This window comes from Pseudomonas sp. ATCC PTA-122608 (assembly GCF_001952855.1).
Classification (GTDB): Bacteria; Pseudomonadota; Gammaproteobacteria; order Pseudomonadales; family Pseudomonadaceae; genus Aquipseudomonas.
This window is the reverse complement of sequence record NZ_LPNO01000054.1, coordinates 133,156-152,970: the sequence shown is the minus strand read 5'-3', so window position 1 is coordinate 152,970 and position 19,815 is coordinate 133,156. Positions and strand designations below refer to the sequence as shown.

The 19,815-nt window shown below is 60.9% G+C and carries 19 protein-coding genes; 10 read left to right on the top strand and 9 right to left on the bottom strand.

Annotation, left to right across the window (positions count from 1 at the left end; genetic code table 11):
- Window positions 1-65 precede the first annotated feature (65 nt).
- Window positions 66-653, bottom strand: a complete 588-nt coding sequence (locus AU074_RS31535; RefSeq protein ID WP_063033377.1) for a TIGR00730 family Rossman fold protein — start codon at window positions 651-653, stop codon at window positions 66-68.
- Window positions 654-990: 337 nt separating this feature from the next.
- On the opposite strand from AU074_RS31535, the gene azu reads away from it, so the two are divergent.
- Entirely contained in the window at window positions 991-1,437 is a 447-nt protein-coding gene (gene azu, locus AU074_RS31530; protein WP_008439083.1) for an azurin, read from the top strand.
- Between the two features lie 111 nt (window positions 1,438-1,548).
- Here the strand turns inward: azu and nadE are convergent, their stop codons facing one another.
- The 3 genes from nadE to AU074_RS31515 form a co-directional block, all read right to left on the bottom strand.
- The gene (gene nadE / locus AU074_RS31525; RefSeq protein ID WP_076018038.1) at window positions 1,549-2,376 is read right to left on the bottom strand and encodes an ammonia-dependent NAD(+) synthetase; all 828 of its coding nucleotides are present in this window, start codon (window positions 2,374-2,376) and stop codon (window positions 1,549-1,551) included.
- 3 nt (window positions 2,377-2,379) lie between these two features.
- The gene (pncB, locus tag AU074_RS31520; protein WP_076018037.1) at window positions 2,380-3,594 is read right to left on the bottom strand and encodes a nicotinate phosphoribosyltransferase; all 1,215 of its coding nucleotides are present in this window, start codon (window positions 3,592-3,594) and stop codon (window positions 2,380-2,382) included.
- 225 nt (window positions 3,595-3,819) lie between these two features.
- A complete protein-coding gene (locus AU074_RS31515; protein WP_076018036.1) occupies window positions 3,820-4,716 on the bottom strand; it encodes a LysR family transcriptional regulator in 897 nt (298 codons plus the stop codon).
- Between the two features lie 154 nt (window positions 4,717-4,870).
- Here AU074_RS31515 and AU074_RS31510 point away from each other — a divergent pair, with 154 nt between their 5' ends.
- The 9 genes from AU074_RS31510 to AU074_RS31470 all read left to right on the top strand — a co-directional run bounded on the left by AU074_RS31510 (window position 4,871) and on the right by AU074_RS31470 (window position 16,015).
- Window positions 4,871-6,361 (top strand): aldehyde dehydrogenase family protein, encoded by a 1,491-nt coding sequence (locus AU074_RS31510; protein WP_076018035.1) that lies wholly within the window; start codon window positions 4,871-4,873, stop codon window positions 6,359-6,361.
- Window positions 6,362-6,530: 169 nt separating this feature from the next.
- Entirely contained in the window at window positions 6,531-7,814 is a 1,284-nt protein-coding gene (locus AU074_RS31505) for an FAD-binding oxidoreductase (RefSeq protein ID WP_076018034.1), read from the top strand.
- A 387-nt stretch (window positions 7,815-8,201) separates the two neighbouring features.
- The gene (locus AU074_RS31500) at window positions 8,202-9,338 is read left to right on the top strand and encodes a branched-chain amino acid ABC transporter substrate-binding protein (RefSeq protein WP_076018033.1); all 1,137 of its coding nucleotides are present in this window, start codon (window positions 8,202-8,204) and stop codon (window positions 9,336-9,338) included.
- Between the two features lie 209 nt (window positions 9,339-9,547).
- Entirely contained in the window at window positions 9,548-10,462 is a 915-nt protein-coding gene (locus tag AU074_RS31495) for a branched-chain amino acid ABC transporter permease (protein WP_003217447.1), read from the top strand.
- Window positions 10,463-10,464: 2 nt separating this feature from the next.
- Window positions 10,465-11,742, top strand: coding sequence for a high-affinity branched-chain amino acid ABC transporter permease LivM (gene livM, locus AU074_RS31490; RefSeq protein WP_076018032.1), 1,278 nt, complete (start codon window positions 10,465-10,467; stop codon window positions 11,740-11,742).
- Entirely contained in the window at window positions 11,739-12,614 is an 876-nt protein-coding gene (locus tag AU074_RS31485) for an ABC transporter ATP-binding protein (protein WP_076018031.1), read from the top strand. The genes livM and AU074_RS31485 overlap by 4 nt, the downstream gene beginning before the upstream one ends.
- Window positions 12,611-13,327: an ABC transporter ATP-binding protein gene (locus tag AU074_RS31480; RefSeq protein WP_076018030.1), complete on the top strand. Its 717-nt coding sequence runs from the start codon at window positions 12,611-12,613 to the stop codon at window positions 13,325-13,327. Before AU074_RS31485 ends, AU074_RS31480 begins: the two co-directional genes overlap by 4 nt.
- 791 nt (window positions 13,328-14,118) lie before the next feature.
- On the top strand, window positions 14,119-14,886 hold the full coding sequence (locus tag AU074_RS31475; RefSeq protein ID WP_076018029.1) for an SDR family oxidoreductase: 768 nt from the start codon (window positions 14,119-14,121) through the stop codon (window positions 14,884-14,886).
- Window positions 14,887-15,109: 223 nt separating this feature from the next.
- Complete coding sequence (locus AU074_RS31470; protein ID WP_003217435.1) at window positions 15,110-16,015, top strand: cation diffusion facilitator family transporter; 906 nt, start codon at window positions 15,110-15,112, stop codon at window positions 16,013-16,015.
- Here AU074_RS31470 and AU074_RS31465 read toward each other — a convergent pair.
- The 5 genes from AU074_RS31465 to ureE form a co-directional block, all read right to left on the bottom strand.
- Window positions 15,987-17,117: an AGE family epimerase/isomerase gene (locus AU074_RS31465; protein ID WP_076018028.1), complete on the bottom strand. Its 1,131-nt coding sequence runs from the start codon at window positions 17,115-17,117 to the stop codon at window positions 15,987-15,989. The two genes, AU074_RS31470 and AU074_RS31465, sit on opposite strands and share 29 nt — an antisense overlap.
- Before the next feature lie 182 nt (window positions 17,118-17,299).
- A complete protein-coding gene (locus AU074_RS31460; protein ID WP_076018027.1) occupies window positions 17,300-17,872 on the bottom strand; it encodes a HupE/UreJ family protein in 573 nt (190 codons plus the stop codon).
- A 24-nt stretch (window positions 17,873-17,896) separates the two neighbouring features.
- A complete protein-coding gene (ureG, locus tag AU074_RS31455; protein ID WP_003217431.1) occupies window positions 17,897-18,511 on the bottom strand; it encodes an urease accessory protein UreG in 615 nt (204 codons plus the stop codon).
- Window positions 18,512-18,534: 23 nt separating this feature from the next.
- Window positions 18,535-19,209 carry an urease accessory protein UreF gene (locus tag AU074_RS31450; RefSeq protein WP_076018026.1) on the bottom strand — a complete coding sequence of 225 codons (675 nt, stop codon included), beginning with the start codon at window positions 19,207-19,209 and terminating at the stop codon, window positions 18,535-18,537.
- The gene (gene ureE, locus AU074_RS31445; protein ID WP_076018025.1) at window positions 19,206-19,706 is read right to left on the bottom strand and encodes an urease accessory protein UreE; all 501 of its coding nucleotides are present in this window, start codon (window positions 19,704-19,706) and stop codon (window positions 19,206-19,208) included. The genes AU074_RS31450 and ureE overlap by 4 nt, the downstream gene beginning before the upstream one ends.
- Between the last annotated feature and the right edge of the window lie 109 nt (window positions 19,707-19,815).

Here is a 19,815-nt window from a genome sequence, read left to right as displayed (position 1 = left end):
CGATCCTCTGGGGTCGAAGGTGAGGTTGAGCGGCGCGTATTCTGCCTTTAATCGCGTCCCAAGGGTTAATCGGGTTTTTGGTCCACCCATTTGGGCAAGACCAGCGGTTGCCAGGCATCCAGTACGTCAAGCAGCTCAGCCGGCGATTCGCTCATTTGCAGCATGGCACGATGCGGTGCACGGACGAAACCTTCGCCGACGATATGATCAAGAAAATCGGTCAACTTGCGGTAAAAACCATTCACTTCGAGCAAACCCAGCGGTTTTCCGTGGTAACCGAGCTGGCCCCAGGTCCAGACTTCGAACAGTTCTTCCAGGGTGCCCAGGCCGCCTGGCAGCGCAATAAAGGCGTCGCTCAGTTCGGCCATGCGGGCCTTGCGGGCGTGCATGCCGTCGACCACTTCCAGGCGGGTCAGGCCTTTGTGGCCGATTTCCAGGACTTTCAGGCTTTCGGGAATAATCCCGATCACTTCACCGCCGGCTTCCAGGGCGGCATCGGCGACGATGCCCATCAGGCCCACGGCGCCACCGCCGTACACCAGGGTCAGCTTGCGTTCGGCCAGCGCGCGCCCGAGGGCCACGGCTGCTTCACGGTAGGCCGGGTTGGTGCCGCTGCTGGCACCGCAAAACACACAGACAGACTTCAAGGACATACCTGACTCCACTCAGTTGTGGCTAAAGAGTAAAGGCTGGCCTGCGTCTCTCAAAGGATTAAACCTCGCGTTGAGGCGTTTCACAGGTGCCGCTGGCGCCACAGGCATAGGCGGCAAGCAGGCTGCGGAACAGGCTATTGAGGTGCATGGCTCGGACTCCGGAAGGGTGATGAGCCGATCATAGGCCGGCATCAGTACTTTGGCCGGTAGATTGTGTCGATGAGTCTGATAGCCTAAAGTTGTATACAATCTGTTGACTCAGATCATAAGAATTCCCGCCTGCCTCAGGCACCCTTGTCGCAATACGCGTTTTTTAAACCCTGCCCTGGAGATTCACATGTTTGCCAAACTCGTTGCTGTTTCCCTGCTGACTCTGGCTAGCGGCCAGTTGCTTGCTGCAGAGTGCAAGGTCACTGTCGACTCCACTGACCAGATGTCCTTCAACACCAAGGCCATCGAAATCGACAAGAGCTGCAAGACGTTCACCGTTGAGTTGACCCACTCCGGCAGCTTGCCGAAAAACGTCATGGGCCATAACTGGGTGCTGAGTTCCGCCGCCGACATGCCTGGCATCGCCAGCGACGGCATGGCCGCCGGCATCGACAAGAACTACCTGAAAGACGGCGACACCCGCATCATCGCCCACACCAAGATCATCGGTGCTGGCGAGAAAGACTCCGTGACCTTCGATGTGTCGAAGCTGGCGGCAGGTACTGATTACGCATTCTTCTGCTCGTTCCCAGGCCACATCTCGATGATGAAAGGCACTGTGACCCTGAAGTAATCACCCTTGTAGGAGCGAGCTTGCTCGCGAAAACCTCAAAGGCACCGCGCTCATCCAGGATGGGCGCGTTTTCGTTGACGATCTTCGCGAGCAAGCTCGCTCCTACAGTGCTCAGGGTGCAAACGGCATTACCCGCTTGTGCTCGGTCTTGCGATAGGTGTCGCAGATGATCTTGAAGGCTTCCTCGCGCACCGGCTCGCCGTGCAGGAACGCATCGATCTCGGCATAGGTCACGCCATGGGACGCTTCATCCGGCTTGCCCGGCGAGAGGTCTTCCAGGTCGGCCGTCGGGATTTTCTCCACCAACGATTCCGGTGCACCAAAGTGCCGGGCAATCGCGCGCACCTGGTTCTTCACCAGCCCGCTCAGCGGCGCCAGGTCGCAGGCGCCATCACCGAACTTGGTGAAAAAGCCCATCACCGCTTCCGCCGCATGGTCGGTACCGATCACCAAACCACTGGCCGCGCCGGCGATGGTGTACTGCGCCACCATGCGCATGCGCGCCTTGGTGTTGCCCAGCACGAAGTCCCGGGAGACCGCGGCCTTGCCTTCAAACGCAGCCACTTCATTGGCCAGGGATTTCACCGCCGGGCCGATGTTCACCGTGTGGCGCTCGTCGGGTTCGATAAAGTCCACGGACGCTTGGGCATCGTGTTCGTCGAACTGGGTTTCGTAGGGCAGGCGCACCGCGATAAAGCGGTAAGCGTCGTCGCCCTTGGCGGCCCGTAACTCTTCCATCGCACGCTGGGCCAGCAGGCCGGCGGTCAGCGAGTCGACGCCGCCGCTGATGCCCAGCACCAACGTCTTGAGGCCTGAATTGAGCAGGCAGTCCTGGATAAAGGTAACGCGCCGGGCGACCTCCGCCTCAAGGGCGGCCTGGTCCTTGAACGGTGGTTGGACCTTGAGCTGTTCAGCAATCTCGCGCTGTACGGCTTGCATGATTCACTCCTTGCTGGGTAGGGCAGGTACTTTGAAAACGTGGCGCAAATAAGCGACGAAGTTCGGATCGGTGCAGTGGGTCTTGCCCGCTTCATCAGAGATCTTTGCGACGGGCTGGCCATTACAGGCGGTCATTTTAAGCACGATGCTCATCGGTTCCACACCTGGAATGTCACAGGTCAGGTTGGTGCCGATGCCGAAGCTCACATTGATCCGACCACGCAGCGCGCGGAAAATCTCCAGCGCCTTGGGCAGCGACAGGCTGTCGGAGAACACCAGGGTCTTGCTCATCGGCTCGATCCCCAGCTTGTGATAGTGGGCGATTGCCTTTTCGGCCCATTGCACCGGGTCACCGGAGTCGTGGCGCAGGCCGTCGAAGAGTTTGGCGAAGTACAGGTCGAAATCGCCGAGGAACGCATCGGTGGTGATGCAATCGGTCAGGGCGATGCCCAGCAGGCCACGGTATTCCCGCACCCAGCAATCGAGGGCGGCGATCTGGCTGTCGATCAGGCGCGGGCCGAGTTGTTGGTGGGCCATGATCCATTCGTGGGCCATGGTGCCCAGCGGCTTCATATCAAACTCACGGGCCAGGTGCACGTTGCTGGTGCCGACAAAACGCCCGGGGAAGTCGTGCTTGAGCACGCTCACCACTTCTTCCTGCACGCGGTAGGAGAAGCGTCGGCGCGTGCCGAAATCCGCCACCTGCAATTCGGAGAGCTCTTCGACGCTGGCATTCGCCGTCAGCCAGTCGAACTTGCGATACAGCTGCTCGCGGGCCTGTTCGAGGATCACGGTCTGGTAGCGATAGCGGTTACGCACTTCGCTGACGATGGCCAGCATCGGCACTTCAAACAGGATCACATGCAGCCACGGCCCGCGCAGGCGGATAAACAGCTCGCCGTTTTCGATGCCGGTCTGGACGTAGCGCAGGTTGAAGCGAAACAGCCCGAGGAAGCGCAGGAAATCCGGCTTCATGAAGCTGATGCGTTCCAGGAAGCCCAGTTGGTCGGGGCTCAGGCTCAGCTCGGCGAGGCGCTCGATCTGGTAGCGGATCTCCGCCAGGTACGGGCGCAGGTCTTCACTGTTACGGCAACGAAACTCCCATTCAACTTCCACGTTCGGGTAGTTGTGCAGCACCGCCTGCATCATGGTCAGCTTGTAGAAGTCGGTGTCGAGCAGGTTCTGCACGATGCGATCGGCAAACACACTCTCGCTCATAACGGGAATCTCCAGACGGGTCGGCGATGGGCGCCGACCTTTACGCACAATTAAGGAATGGCGCTAGTGGCGCATAGACCTGTGTTGTTTTGCCAGTGTTTTTTCAGCTGAGCACTGTTGTTTGGCCCCTGACGCCTTCGCGAGCAAGCCCGCTCCCACATTTGGAATGCGTTCCAAATGTGGGAGCGGGCTTGCTCGCGAGGGCGGTATTGCAGGCGACGCGCCTCAATCAGACTCAACCTGCTCCATCATCCACTTCACAAAATCCCGCACCTTGGGCACTTCCGCCGAGTGCTCGGGGTAGGCCAGGTAATAGGCATCCTGGCTCGGCATCGCGTGCTGCCAGGGGATCACTAGCTTGCCTTCGGCCAACTCTTCTTCCACCAGGAACCTGGGCAATAGCGCCACGCCGCAGCCGACTTGTGCGGCGCGGATGCACATATAAAAGGTTTCGAAGCGCGGCCCGTGGTAGCTGTGTTCGGTGTGATGGCCCTGTGCAGCGAACCAGTCGTGCCAGCCCTGGGGGCGCGAGGCGTTTTGCAGCAGCACCAGTTCGCTGAGTTGCGTGGGGTCGGTAAACGGCTGGGAGGGCAGGCTGTCGGGCGAGCACACGGGCACCAGTTCTTCGCTGAACAGCTTGAGGCTCTCGGTGCCGGGCCGTGAGCCCTGGCCGAAGTAGAAGGCCAGGTCGGCCTTGCCTTGCAGCAGCTCGTCGGGCTCCTGTTCGTTGCACAGGTCCAGGTGAATCTGCGGATGCCGCAGTCGCCAGCCCTTGAGGCGCGGCACCAGCCAGCGGGCGCCGAAGGTGTAGGGCGTGGACACCCGCAGCACTTCAGTCTCGCCGCCGTAGGAACGCAGGTAGTGGGTGGACATCTCCACCTGGGTGAGGATCTTGCGCACTTCCACCAGGTACAGATCGCCTGCCGGGGTCATTTGCAAGCGGCGGCGCACCCGGCGAAACAGCAGGTGCTGCAGCAGTTCTTCCAGCTGCGCGACCTGTTTGCTGACAGCGCTCTGGGTGAGGTTCAGCTCCTCGGCGGCGCGGGTAAAACTCAGGTGGCGGGTGACCGCTTCGAAACACTGCAAGGCGGTGATCGAGGGCAAATGTCTTTTATTCAGCACGGCACGCCTCTTTTTGTTCTTAGCATGAATAAACGGAATGATATCTCGCCTAATCGTCGTTTGTTGGCAAGTCTTGGGCCAGCTACAAATAAGGTCTGGATCGCCGTGTGAACTGGCGGCGCATATTTCTGTTTGTGGATTGAAGGAGTGACCCATGGTTGCCGCATTGCTTGATCGTCTCGGGGTAAACCCGGCGCTGTACCAGTCGGGTAAACAACCCGTGCATTCGCCGATTGATGGCAGCCGGATTGCCAGTGTGCACTGGGAAGGCGCCGCCGAGGTGGAGCAGCAGGTCAGTCGCGCCGAGCATGCATTCGACGCCTGGCGCAAGGTGCCGGCACCCCGTCGTGGTGAGCTGGTGCGCCAGTTCGGCGACGTGTTGCGCGAGTACAAGGCCGACCTCGGTGAGTTGGTGTCGTGGGAAGCCGGCAAGATCACCCAGGAAGGTTTGGGTGAAGTGCAGGAAATGATCGACATCTGCGACTTCGCCGTCGGCCTGTCGCGCCAACTGTACGGCTTGACCATCGCCTCTGAGCGCCCGGGCCACCACATGCGTGAAACCTGGCACCCGCTGGGCGTGGTCGGCGTAATCAGCGCCTTCAACTTCCCGGTCGCCGTATGGGCGTGGAACACCGCGCTGGCGCTGGTATGCGGCAACGCGGTGATCTGGAAACCCTCGGAAAAGACCCCGCTCACTGCCCTGGCCTGCCAGGCGCTCTTCGAGCGCGTGTTGAAGAACTTCAGCGATGCGCCGCCGTACCTCAGCCAAGTGATCATCGGTGGCCGCGATGCCGGCGCCGCGTTGGTGGATGACCCGCGCGTTGCGCTGATCAGCGCCACCGGCAGCACCCGCATGGGCCGCGAAGTGGCACCGAAAGTCGCCGCACGTTTTGCCCGCAGCATTCTCGAACTGGGCGGCAACAACGCGATGATCCTCGGCCCAAGCGCCGACCTGGACATGGCCGTGCGCGCCATCCTGTTCAGCGCCGTCGGTACCGCCGGGCAGCGCTGCACCAGCCTGCGCCGCTTGATCGCCCATGAGTCGGTGAAAGATGAGATCGTCACCCGCCTCAAGGCCGCGTATTCCAAAGTGCGCATCGGTCATCCGCTGGAAGGCAACCTGATCGGCCCGCTGATCGACAAACACAGCTTCGAAAACATGCAGGATGCCCTGGAACAAGCCTTGAGCGAAGGCGGTCGGGTGTTTGGTGGCAAGCGTCAGTTGGAAGATAAATTCCCCAACGCTTACTACGTGTCGCCGGCGATTGTGGAAATGCCGGAACAGAGTGATGTGGTGTGCACCGAGACGTTTGCGCCGATTCTGTACGTGGTCGGCTACACCGATTTTGCTGAGGCGCTGCGCCTGAACAATGCGGTGCCACAAGGCCTGTCTTCATGCATCTTTACCACTGACGTGCGTGAAGCTGAGCAGTTCATGTCGGCGGTAGGCAGTGATTGCGGGATCGCCAACGTCAACATCGGCCCAAGCGGCGCGGAGATTGGTGGCGCGTTTGGCGGTGAGAAAGAGACCGGTGGTGGGCGTGAGTCGGGTTCGGATGCATGGCGCGGGTACATGCGTCGCCAGACCAACACCGTGAACTACTCGCTGGAATTGCCGCTGGCCCAGGGCATTACTTTCGACTAAGTCTCTGCTCGGAGTGCGGTCCATGTGGGAGCGGGCTTGCTCGCGAAAGCGGTGTGTCAGTCAACGAATACTTATCTGACCCACCGCTTTCGCGAGCAAGCCCTCTCCCACATTTGACCGTATTTACAATTCGGAAAAGTGGTTTGTTAGGTCTCATCGGAGTCTGGCAATGGCATTACGCGAAGCGTGTTTGTGGGAGCAACTCACCCCTGGCCGGCCGGATCGCGCCGCGCTCAAGGGCGAGGTCAAGGTGGATGTGTGCGTGATCGGCGCCGGGATCACCGGTTTGTCGGCGGCCATTCATTTGCTGGAACAAGGTAAAAGCGTCGCTGTACTCGAAGCCCATCGCACCGGCCACGGTGGTTCGGGGCGCAACGTGGGGCTGGTCAACGCCGGGATGTGGATTCCCCCGGACGAGATCGAAGCCGGTTTCGGCGAAGCGGTAGGCAGCCAGCTCAACCGCATGCTCGGCGCGGCACCGTCCCTGGTGTTCAGCCTGATCGACAAATACAACATCGATTGCCAACTGCGCCGCGAGGGCACGTTGCACATGGCGCATAACGCCCGTGGCGAGGCGGACCTGCGCAGTCGTGAAGAACAATGGAAGCGTCGCGGCGCACCGGTGGAACTATTGACCGGCGCGGCCTGCGAGCAAGCCACCGGTACTAAAAAAATCGCCGCCGCCTTGCTGGATCGGCGTGCAGGCACCTTGAACCCGATGGCCTACACCAGCGGTTTGGCCAATGCCGCAGTCGGCCTGGGCGGGCAGTTGTTTGACCATTCCCCGGTCACCCAACTGGAACGCCAGGGCCAGCACTGGTCTGTGCAAACTGCCCAGGGCTCGGTGCAGGCTGAACAGGTGGTGATCGCTTCCAATGCCTACACCGAAGGCGAGTGGACCGAGCTGCGCCGCAACTTCTTCCCCGGTTATTACTATCAGGTGGCGTCGGCCCCGCTGACCGACGCAGCCGCACAACAAATCCTCCCCGGCGGACAAGGCTCCTGGGACACCCGTCAGGTACTCAGCAGCATCCGCCGCGACGCCGAAGGCCGGCTGCTACTCGGCAGCCTGGGCAATGGCAACCAGAAACCCGCGTGGTTTCTCAAGGCCTGGGCCGATCGGGTGCAGCAGCACTATTTCCCGTACCTCAAACCGGTGCAGTGGGAATGCACCTGGACCGGCTGCATTGCCTTCACTCCGGACCACCTGATGCGCCTGTTCGAGCCGGCGCCCGGGCTGGTGGCCGTCACCGGTTACAACGGGCGTGGAGTGACGACCGGCAGTGTCGTGGGTAAAGCCTTTGCGGATTACCTGTGTCACCAGGATCCACAGGCGTTGCCAATCCCCTTTGCACCCATGCAGCCGCTGGCCGGTGTGGGCCTGCGTAGCTGTCTATATGAGGCGGGATTCTCGCTGTATCACGCGGGCCAATGTCTGCGGATCGTGATCTGATCAACGAAATACCGCTCAGAAGCCTGCATTTTCTTAGCAGGCTACTAATCTGTATTGGTGCGAGTCGTAGCAGTAACGCACTGTAAATGTGCACTTCCGTTACGCACGCTGTTACAGGTTCAAGGGTGGCCGTTTAATGGCCGGGTTGCAGTGCTTGATTGGTCGGGTTGCACTTTATGGGTCCAATGGTTGCACCCGGTTGAGATAGACGGTTGCACGTCCAATCAAAAGGCGCCCAAAAACCTGTAATAACAATGACACCGTGTCTTTTTGAATAATAAAAACGTAATGGCACGCCGCTTGCTCTGGGCTTTCCGAAAGCTTTTGAAGTGAAGCCGGCTGTTATTAAAAGAATGCCAATTCAACAAAAACCTCGGAGCACCACTCATGTCCCAGACGTTTTACAAGAAAGGTTTTCTAGCCCTCGCCGTTGCTGCGGCGCTGGGTGTTTCTGCGTTTGCTCAAGCTGATGTGAAGATTGGCGTAGCGGGGCCGATGACCGGCGCCAACGCGGCATTTGGTGAGCAGTACATGAAAGGTGCCCAGGCGGCAGCCGATGTCATCAACAAGGCCGGCGGTATCAACGGCGAGCAGGTCAAGCTGGTGGCCGGTGATGACGCCTGCGAACCCAAGCAGGCCGTGGCCGTGGCCAACCGCCTGGTTGACCAGGACAAAGTGATTGGCGTGGTCGGGCACTTCTGCTCGTCCAACACCATTCCAGCCTCCGAGGTGTATGCCGATGCGGGCGTGATCATGATCACCCCGGGCTCCACCAACCCACAGGTGACCGAGCGCGGCCTGTCGGCTGTGTTCCGCATGTGTGGCCGTGACGACCAGCAAGGCATCGTGGCCGGCGACTACATCGTCGACGTGCTCAAGGGCAAGAAAGTCGCGGTTATCAACGACAAGGACACCTACGGCAAAGGCCTGGCTGACGCCACTGCGGCTCAGCTGACCAAGCGTGGCGTCAAGCCGGTGCTGGAAGAAGGCCTGACCCGTGGCGAGAAAGACTTCAGCGCGCTGGTCACCAAGATCCGCTCCACCGGTGCTGACGTCGTGTACTTCGGCGGCCTGCACCCGGAAGCCGGTCCACTGGTTCGCCAGATTCGTGAAGCCGGCCTGAAAGACGTCAAGTTCATGTCCGATGACGGCGTGGTCACCGACGAACTGGTGGCGACCGCCGGTGGTGCGCAGTACGTGGATGGTGTGTACATGACCTTCGGCGCCGACCCGCGCCTGCTGCCAGACAGCAAGACCGTCGTGGAAGAGTTCCGCAAAAATGGCACCGAGCCTGAAGGCTACACCCTGTACGCCTACGCGTCGGTCCAGGCCCTGGCGGCTGCTTTCAACGGCGCCAAGTCCGACAAGGGCGAAGACGCTGCCAAGTGGCTGAAGGCCCACCCGGTCAAAACCGTTATGGGCGAGAAGAACTGGGACACCAAGGGCGACCTGAAAATCTCTGACTACGTGGTTTACCAGTGGGACAAGGACGGCAAGTATCACCAGCTGGAAAAGCAGAAGTAATCCGAACTGACTGCATGACCTCTCTGTAGGAGCGAGCGTGCTCGCGAAGAACGTCAACGATGACGCGGGCATCCTGGATGCATGCGTCGCTCTCGGGTTTTTCGCGAGCAAGCTCGCTCCTGCAGTGGGCGAGTGCCGAGCCTCTGTTTTCCTCCTAGAAGATCCGCACACCCACCCGTGTGCAGGCTCTCACTGCGTGAGATTGCGTTATGGATGGTATTTTCCTGCAGCAACTGGTCAATGGGCTGACCCTCGGGTCGGTCTATGGCTTGATCGCCATCGGCTACACAATGGTCTATGGCATCATTGGCATGATCAACTTCGCCCATGGCGAGGTTTATATGATTTCCGCTTACCTCGCGGCGATCAGTCTGGCACTGCTGGCTTACTTCGGCATCGAATCCTTCCCGCTGCTCATTCTTGGCACTCTGATCTTCACCGTCGTCGTCACCGGCGTTTACGGCTGGGTTATCGAGCGTGTCGCCTACAAACCGCTGCGTAACTCCACCCGACTGGCACCGCTGATCAGCGCCATCGGTATTTCGCTGATCCTGCAGAACTACGCGCAGATCGCCCAGGGCGCCAAGCAACAAGGCATCCCGACGCTGCTGGCCGGCGCCTGGAGAGTCGATATCGGCACCGGCTTCGTGCAGTTGACCTACACCAAGGTGTTCATCCTGGTGGCCGCGTTTGTCGGCATGGGCCTGCTGACCTACATCATCAAGTACACCAAGCTCGGCCGCATGTGCCGCGCTACCCAGCAAGACCGCAAGATGGCGTCGATCCTCGGCATCAACACCGACCGGGTCATCTCCTACGTATTCGTGATTGGTGCCGCCATGGCCGCCTTGGCCGGTGTGCTGATCACCTTGAACTACGGCACGTTCGACTTCTATGCCGGCTTCATCATCGGCATCAAGGCATTTACCGCGGCGGTACTCGGCGGCATCGGTTCCCTGCCTGGGGCCATGCTGGGCGGGATCATCCTGGGTATTTCCGAGTCGCTGTTCTCGGGGTTGATCAACTCTGACTACAAAGACGTGTTCAGTTTCTCCCTGCTGGTGGTGATCCTGATTTTCCGTCCCCAGGGCCTGCTCGGTCGCCCACTCGTGGCGAAGGTGTAACTATGTCTGCTGCCTACTCTATCGATATCAAGAAAAGTGTCGTCGATGCGGTACTCGCCGGGCTGATTTCGCTGATCGTGTTCGGTCCGATCGTCGGCGTGGTCCTCGACGGCTACAGCTTCAACCTGCAACCGGCGCGCGTCGGCATCCTGGTGGCCATCGTGATGATCGGCCGGTTCGCCATGAGCCTGTTCCTGCAAACCCCCAAGGGCCTGCGGATTCTGCAGGGTTTTGAAAGCACCGGCTCCGGTGTGCATGTGCTCAAGCCGGACTACAAATCGCGCCTGCGCTGGATCATCCCGGCGTTGATCGTGATTGCCATTGTGTTCCCGTTTTTTGCCAACAAATACCTGCTGACCGTGGTGATCCTCGGGTTGATCTACGTGTTGTTGGGCCTGGGCCTGAACATCGTGGTGGGCCTGGCCGGGCTGCTCGACCTCGGTTACGTGGCGTTCTACGCCATCGGCGCCTATGGCCTGGCGCTGGGTTATCAATACCTCGGTTTGGGCTTCTGGACGGTGCTGCCGCTGGCGGCGATCTGCGCGGCGTTGGCGGGGTGCATACTCGGGTTCCCGGTGTTGCGAATGCACGGGGATTACCTGGCGATCGTGACCCTGGGCTTCGGTGAGATCATCCGCCTGGTGCTGAACAACTGGCTGTCGTTTACCGGTGGTCCGAACGGCATGCCGGTGCCGTCGCCAACCTTTTTCGGCCTGGAGTTCGTGCGTAAGGCGAAGGACGGCGGGGTGCCGTTCCACGAGTTCTTCGGCATCGACTACAACCCCAACTTCAAATTCCTGTTTATCTACATCGTGCTGTTCCTGGTGGTGCTGCTGGTGCTGTACATCAAGCACCGCCTGACCCGCATGCCGGTGGGCCGCGCCTGGGAAGCCTTGCGCGAAGATGAAATCGCCTGCCGTTCCATGGGCCTCAACCACGTGCTGGTGAAGCTCTCGGCGTTCACCATCGGCGCGTCCACTGCCGGTCTGGCCGGGGTGTTTTTCGCCAGCTACCAGGGCTTCGTCAACCCGTCGTCGTTCACCTTCTTCGAGTCGGCGCTGATCCTGGCCATCGTGGTGTTGGGCGGCATGGGCTCGACCGTCGGCGTAGTGATTGCCGCGTTCGTACTGACCGTGGCGCCGGAACTGCTGCGCAGCTTCTCCGAGTACCGCGTGCTGTTGTTTGGCGTGTTGATGGTGGTGATGATGATCTGGCGACCACGAGGCCTGATTCGTATCAGCCGTACCGGTGTAGTCCCACGTAAAGGAGTGGCGCCATGAGCAAGGAAGTCGTCCTCTCCGTGGAACACCTGATGATGCACTTCGGTGGCATCAAGGCCTTGAGTGATGTGAGCCTGCAGGTCAAACGCAACTCGATCTTCGCCCTGATCGGCCCCAACGGCGCTGGCAAGACCACGGTGTTCAACTGCCTGACCGGTTTCTACAAAGCCTCCGGCGGCAAGATCGAACTCAATGTGCGCGGCAAGCAGACCAACGTGATCCAACTGCTGGGCGAGCGCTTCAAGGTCACCGACTTTGTTTCACCGAAAAGCTTCTTCAGCCGGGTGTTCTACAAGATGTTCGGCGGCACCCACCTGGTGAACCGTGCCGGTTTGGCGCGCACCTTCCAGAACATTCGCCTGTTCAAGGAAATGTCGGTGGTGGAGAACCTGCTGGTGGCCCAACACATGTGGGTCAACCGCAACATGCTCGCGGGCATCCTCAACACCAAGGGTTACCGCAAGGCTGAAAGCGATGCCCTCGACCATGCGTTTTACTGGCTGGAAGTGGTGGACCTGGTGGACTGCGCCAACCGCCTCGCCGGCGAGCTGTCCTACGGCCAACAACGCCGCCTGGAAATCGCCCGCGCCATGTGCACCCGGCCGCAGATCATCTGCCTCGACGAACCGGCTGCCGGCCTCAACCCCCAGGAAACCGAAGCCCTCAGCGCGATGATTCGTCTGCTGCGGGACGAACACGACCTGACGGTGGTGCTGATCGAACACGACATGGGCATGGTAATGAGTATTTCCGACCACATCGTGGTGCTGGACCACGGCAACGTGATTGCTGAAGGCGGCCCGGAAGCGATCCGCAACGATCCTAAAGTGATCGCGGCTTACCTGGGCGCAGATGAAGAGGAGCTGGTATGAGTGAGCCAATCCTCGAACTGAAAGACCTGGACGTGTTCTACGGCCCGATCCAGGCCTTGAAGAAAGTCTCGCTGCACATCAACGAAGGCGAAACCGTCAGCCTGATCGGCTCCAACGGCGCGGGTAAATCCACGCTGCTGATGTCGATCTTTGGCCAGCCACGGGCCGAGTCCGGGCAGATCATCTACCGCGGCGTCGACATTACCCACAAGTCGTCCCACTACATCGCCTCCAACGGCATTGCGCAGTCGCCGGAAGGGCGGCGGGTGTTCCCCGACATGACCGTCGAGGAAAACCTGCTGATGGGCACCATCCCGATTGGCGACAAGTTCGCCGCCGAGGACATGCAGCGGATGTTCGAGCTGTTTCCGCGGCTCAAGGAGCGGCGTAACCAGCGGGCGATGACCATGTCCGGTGGTGAGCAGCAGATGCTCGCGATCGCCCGCGCGCTGATGAGCCGGCCCAAGCTGTTGCTGCTGGACGAGCCGAGCCTGGGGCTGGCGCCGATTGTGGTGAAGCAGATCTTCGCCACGCTGCGGGAGCTGGCGTCTACCGGCATGACCATCTTCCTGGTGGAGCAGAACGCCAACCATGCGCTGCGCTTGTCGGACCGGGCGTACGTGATGGTCAACGGCGAGATTCGCCTTACAGGCACCGGCAAGGAGCTGCTGGTGAATGAGGAGGTGCGTAACGCCTACCTCGGCGGGCACTGATCCCCAGTTGGACCCTCTGTAGGAGCGAGCTTGCTCGCGAAGAACCTGAGGGCGCCGCGTTCATTCTGAATGCCCGCGTCATCGTTAACGCTCTTCGCGAGCACGCTCGCTCCTACAGTTTTTTGCGCTTGCAGCAAATTGTGGACAACAAATCCAGCCACCTGCCAAAGCGCGACATATAGCCGCCGCAAATCCCTGTTTTGTCACAGTTTTGACTTGTCCCCAGCCACTGTGGAACCGGCTGTGGGTAACGTGGGAGTAGCTGGCTGGAGGCCTTTGTTTTCGTGGCTTGTAGCGTGGTGGTTGTTTATTGAACAGTGAGTTTTTCGCGACCACCCGAGGATTTTGTCAACCTGTTTAAAGACACAGGTATATGACCGGAATATGTCACTCCGGCCTGTGGATAAGTCTGTGACTAAACTCTGGAAAGAGTGCCGCAGAGGCCGGAATGACTGGCCTGGAGCCATCGTTCTAGTTGCACTGTTTTGAACCGGGCTACATATGGCTTGGTCCAGGTCAAGCAAAAAACTTTTTGAATCGTGCTGAAAGCCTTGTACACCGCGGCTTTCAGCTTTTGCACTTGCCCCCAAAGACTGTGGACGGGGCTGTGGATAAGGTGCGCGCACATGGCTGCACGCCACGGCCTGTATGGCTCCCGGGCGATTGGTTGAATTTCGTACAGTATGAGCCGCGTTCACCTGTGTCCACAGCGTGTATCAGTTGCCGCCAGCCCGGCAGCCGGGCATTCTGCTGGCTGATTTTTTACCTCGTAGCCCTGCAAGGAGAACACCATGTCCAATACGCTGTTTATTACTGGCGCGACCTCCGGTTTCGGCGAAGCCTGTGCCCGCCGTTTTGCCGAAGCCGGCTGGAAACTGGTGCTCACCGGCCGTCGCGCAGAGCGTCTGAACGCCCTGTGCGCCGAGCTCTCCAAGCAGACCGAAGTACTCGGCCTGGTGGTGGACGTACGTGACCGCAAGGCCATGGAAGAGGCGATCGCCAACCTGCCGCCGTCCTTCGCCACGCTGCGCGGGCTGATCAACAACGCCGGCCTGGCGGTGGGCACCGACCCTGCGCCCAAGTGCAGCCTCGACGATTGGGAAACCATGGTCGACACCAACATCAAGGGCCTGCTGACCACCACCAGCCTGCTGTTGCCGCGCCTGATCGCCCACGGCCGTGGCGCCGGCATCATCAACCTTGGTTCCATCGCTGGCAGCTACCCGTACCCGGGCAGCCACGTGTATGGCGGCACCAAGGCCTTCGTCAAACAGTTCTCGCTGAACCTGCGGTGTGACTTGCAAGGCACCGGCGTGCGCGTGACCAACATTGAGCCCGGCCTGTGCGAAAGCGAGTTCTCCCTGGTGCGGTTTGCCGGTGACCAGTCGCGTTATGACGCGACTTATGCCGGTGCCGAGCCGATCCAGCCACAGGACATTGCGGACACGATCTTCTGGGTGCTGAACACCCCGGCGCACGTGAACATCAACCGTCTGGAACTGATGCCGGTCAGCCAGACCTGGGCCGGGTTTGCGATTGAGCGTGGCGCCAAGGGCTAATTTCGTCGAGCTGTTGTGGCGAGGGAGCTTGCTCCCGCTGGGCTGCGAAGCGGCCCCAAAAAAGCTAGGGCCGCTCCGCGCCCCAGCGGGAGCAAGCTCCCTCGCCACAGGTTTTTGTCAGCCTTGAATATGCGGCAAATCGGCCAAAACAGGACATAAGGTACACTCCACCCCTGAAAACCCCGCCGCGTTGTGCGGTTCAAAGGTTTTGACAGGAGGATATGTGAGTAACCGAGGTGAGCAGTCGCTGCTCAAACAATCGACCATCCTGATGTTCGCCGTAGCGATCGCCGGGATTGTCACGGGTGTGGTGTCGGGCGCCCAATCGATTTTATTCGACGGCTTTTTCTCGCTGATCGCCACGGCCATCAAGGTGCTGATGCTGATCACGGCCAAGCTGATCGCCAAGAAAAGCAACGAACGTTTCCAGTTCGGCTACTGGCACCTGGAGCCGATGGTGCTGTTGATCGAGGGCAGTTTCCTGCTGTTGATCGCCATCTATGCGTTTCTCAACGGTGTGTTCGGCATTATCAATGGCGGGCGCGATATCGAGTTGGGCCTGGTGATCATCTACGCGGCGGTGTTTACCGTCGTCGAGTTCGCCTATTTCTTTTATGTGCGTTATCGCAATCGCACGCTCAAGTCGTCGCTGATCCAGTTCGACAACATCAGCTGGCTGGTGGACGCGATGCTGTCGGTGGGGCTGCTGGTGAGCTTCCTGGCGGCGCTGTTGCTCAAGTCCCAGGGCTATGGGCAGTGGGCGGTGTATGTCGACCCGTTGATCCTGATCCTGCTGGCGTTGAGCATGCTGGCGCCGGCCTTCAAGATCCTGCGCCCGGCGCTACGGGATGTGCTGGGGATTGTGCCGGACCAACTGGACGGCAAAGTGCGCGAAGTGATGGATGCGGCCCAGGCCAGGCATGGTTTCGACGACTACGTGTCCTACGTGCAGAAGCACGGGCGGGCGCGGTTTATCGAGATTCATGTGGTGCTGCCGGCGGATTACCCGGTGGATAACGTCGCCACCCTGGACGGGCTGCGCGAAGAAATATCCACAGGACTCGGCAAGCCGGACGCGGCGCGCTGGCTGACGATCAGTTTTACCGGGGATCGCAAATGGATTGCGTAAGGCCCAGGTAACACGTCGCCAAGTGGTACGGCGTGGTCGACGGCATGTCCCGTCGGCTCACGTGCCCCTTGGCATCCAGGCACTCATTCCAGCCTTTGTCGTGCAGGAAGCGCTGCTGCAACGCCAGCAATTGGCGTTGCAGCACGGCTTCACTGTTGGGCCGCAAGGTCAGCGCCCGCAGGTATTCGGCCTGGGCCCAGATACGCTGGGTGCCGTCGCGTACGCTGCCGTCCAGGGCCAGCATTCCGCTGACCGCGCCAGTCACTTTATCCACACCCTTTTGCTCGGCATAGGTGAACGCTTTGTTCAACGATGCGTGCAGCGGCGTGCCCCGCAACAAGTCCGAAGATTCCAGCAGGAAGAACCATTCGAACTGGTGCCCCGGCTCAAACCAGTTATCCACAGCGCCCAGCGGTTTTTCCATCATTACGCCCTGTTGGCGGTCGATGAAGCGCTTCTGCATGGCGTTGGCCAGGTCCACCAGTGCGTCTTGGGTTACGGCGTCTTCACGCACGGCCAGCGTGGCGAGGAAGCCTTCGGCGAGGTGCATCAACGGGTTTTGCAGAGGGCCGGACTTGAGGGATGACCAGTTACGTTCCAGCACCGCTTCGTACAGGCCGTCGCCGGTGGCGAAGCGTTCGGCAACCACTTCCAGGGCGGCATCGAGTACCGACTCCGCCAGCGATTCACGCACCTTGGCCCAATAGTGGGCGCAGGCAAAGATGATGAAGGCGTGGGTGTAGAGGTCTTTGCGTTTATCCAGCGGCTTGCCGTGGGCGTCGATGCTGTAGAACCAGCCGCCGTGCTCCGCGTCGTGGAAGTGCCGTTGCAGGGAGCGGAACAGTGCGGCGGCGCGCTCCTCGGCAAAGGCTGCGCCGGGCTCTCCTATCAGGCTGGCGAACAGGTACAACTGCCGTGCGCAGGCCATGGCGCGGTAGCGTTGCGGGGGCAAAGGCCGATGATCGGCGTCCAGGGCCTCATAGGGCAGCGCCAGGTCGGCATTCCAGCCCGGGCCATGCCAGAGCGGCACGATCAGGTCGTGGAAGTGCGTCAACACAGCGGTCAATTGAGGCTTGAGGGCGGAGCTTGGAGCGATGGGCATCGGCTGGCGTCGTCACGGCAGGGGTGTTTGCGCGACATGGTATCAGGCTTGGGATCGGTGTTGTCTTTACTGCCGCCTTCGCGAGCAAGCCCGCTCCCACATTCGATCGAGTTCCATTGTTGGAATGCAGTCGAATGTGGGAGCGGGCTTGCTCGCGAAGAGGCCCTCAGGAGCACCGAAAATCAGGCAGCGAGCAACCAAACCCCAGTCGCCGCCGACGCCGCACCAGCCACCCGCACCAACGGTGCTGCCGCTGCTGGCAGGAAACGCACCACGGCATAGCCCGCCGCATGCAGAACCGCCGTCGCACCCACAAACCCTATGGCATACGCCCAAGGGCTGGACATGTCCGGCAGCTCCAAGCCATGCGCCACGCCATGGAACAGCGCAAACAGTGCAGTCGCCGCCACCGCCACGAACAACGGCGGACGCACTGCCAGCGCAACCGCCAGGCCCAGCGCCAGCACCGACGCGGCAATCCCGCTTTCCAGCGCCGGCAGTTCCAGCCCTTCAAAGCCCAGCATCCCGCCGATCAGCATGGTGCCGACAAAGGTGCACGGCAGCGCCCAGCGTGCGGCGCCTTTTTGTTGAGCGGCCCACAGGCCCACGGCGACCATCGCCAGCAAGTGGTCGATGCCGCCCAGCGGGTGACTGATGCCGGCCACCAGGCCGTTGTCGCCATGGCCGGGGTGGGCGAAGGCGAGGGCGGGAGTGAGCAGCAACGCTGCGGCGGCGAGAAGTGTATTGAGGCGCATGGACAGGCTCCTTGTTGGGGTTGATCAGGCTGCGGTCAGCAAGCCCTGGCGTTCGATGAAGGCGACGATTTCTTCCAGGCCGACGCCGGTTTTCTGATTGCTGAAGACGAAAGGTTTACCGCCGCGCATACGCTGGGTGTCGCTGTTCATCAGCTCCAGGGACGCGCCCACCAGCGGCGCCAGGTCGATCTTGTTGATCACCAGCAGGTCGGATTTGCAGATCCCCGGCCCGCCTTTGCGCGGCAGTTTGTCGCCGGCCGACACATCGATCACGTAGATGGTCAGGTCTGACAGTTCCGGGCTGAAGGTGGCCGACAGGTTGTCGCCGCCGGATTCCACCAGGATCAGGTCCAGGCCGGGAAAGCGCCGGTTCAACTGGTCCACCGCTTCGAGGTTGATCGAGGCGTCTTCGCGAATCGCGGTGTGGGGGCAGCCGCCGGTTTCCACGCCGATGATGCGCTCGGGTGCCAGCGCCTGGTTGCGCACCAGGAAGTCGGCGTCTTCGCGGGTGTAGATATCGTTGGTCACCACCGCCAGGTTGTAGCGGTCGCGCAGGGCCAGGCACAGGGCCAGGGTCAGGGCGGTCTTGCCGGAGCCGACCGGGCCGCCGATGCCGACGCGCAGGGGTTGGGTGTTCATGTGATTCTCCAAGATAAAGTGCCCTAGGAACGGAACAGGCGGCTGTACTGGCGCTCATGGGCCATGCACGCCAGGGACAGGCCAAAGGCGGCGCTGCCGTAATGATTGGGGTCGAGTTGGCTGGCGCTTTGCTGGGCTTGTTGCAGCAGCGGCAGCAGTTCACTGGTCAGGCGTTGAGCGGCTTGCTGGCCCAGTGGCAGAGTCTTCATCAGCACCGCCAGCTGGTTTTCCAGCCAGCTCCACAACCAGGCAGCCAGGGCGTCATCGGGGCTGATCTGCCAGGCGCGGGCGGCCAGCGCCCAGCCCAGGGCCAGGTGCGGTTCGGGTCGCAGCGCGAGAAACGCCCGCGCGTCATCATCCAGCTCCGGCAAACCGTTGAGCAGTTGATGCAGCGAATAACCCATCTGCCGGCTTTCCTGGTACAGCTCGCGGGTCTCGCGGCTGGCGCGGTGTTCTTCACACAACTGCGCGAGGCGCGGCCAATCCTGTTCAGCAGCGGCCTCGCAGTGGGCGAGCAGCAGCGGCGCTTCGAAGCGCGCCAGGTTGAGCAACAGTTGATCGCTGATCCAGCGCCCGGCACTCGCCGGGTCGGTCACGCGAGCTTGCTCCACGGCCATTTCCAGACCCTGGGAATAGCTATAGCCACCAATCGGCAGCTGCGGACTGGCCAGACGCAACAGCGCCCAGGCTGGGTTCATAGACGTACGCCGAACTGGTGCAGCTTGGGCGGGTAGTTGAAGTCTTCGTCGCCATGGCGGGAATGGTGGTGGCCACCGCCATAGGCACCGTGTTCCGGCTGGAAGGGGGCCTCGATGGTCTCGGTTGTCGCGCCCAACTGATCGAGCATGGCCTTGAGCACGTAGTCATCCAGCAGGCGCAGCCAGCCGTCACCCACTTGCAGCGCCACGTGGCGATTGCCCAGGTGATAGGCCGCGCGGGTCAGTTCAAAGGCACTGCTGCAGGTGACGTGCAACAGTTGTTCAGGGCGGGCACATACGCGTACGACACGTCCGTCTTCGGCCTGTAGGAATTCGCCATCGTGCAGCGGCGATTGGCCGCGCTCCAGGAACAGGCCGACGTCTTCTCCGTCGGCACTGAAACAGCGCAGGCGGCTTTTGCTGCGGGCTTCGAAGTTCAGCAGCAACTCGGCGGCCCAGACGGGTTCGGGGGCGATTCGGCGGTGGATCACCAACATCAGAAAGCTTCCAGCTATGAGCGATAAGCAAGCTAGAGCAAGGGTCTTGCCAACCACGCGAAGAGTAGGAATTCCCTGTAGGCAGGCGGCATGTGCCACCTGATGGCGC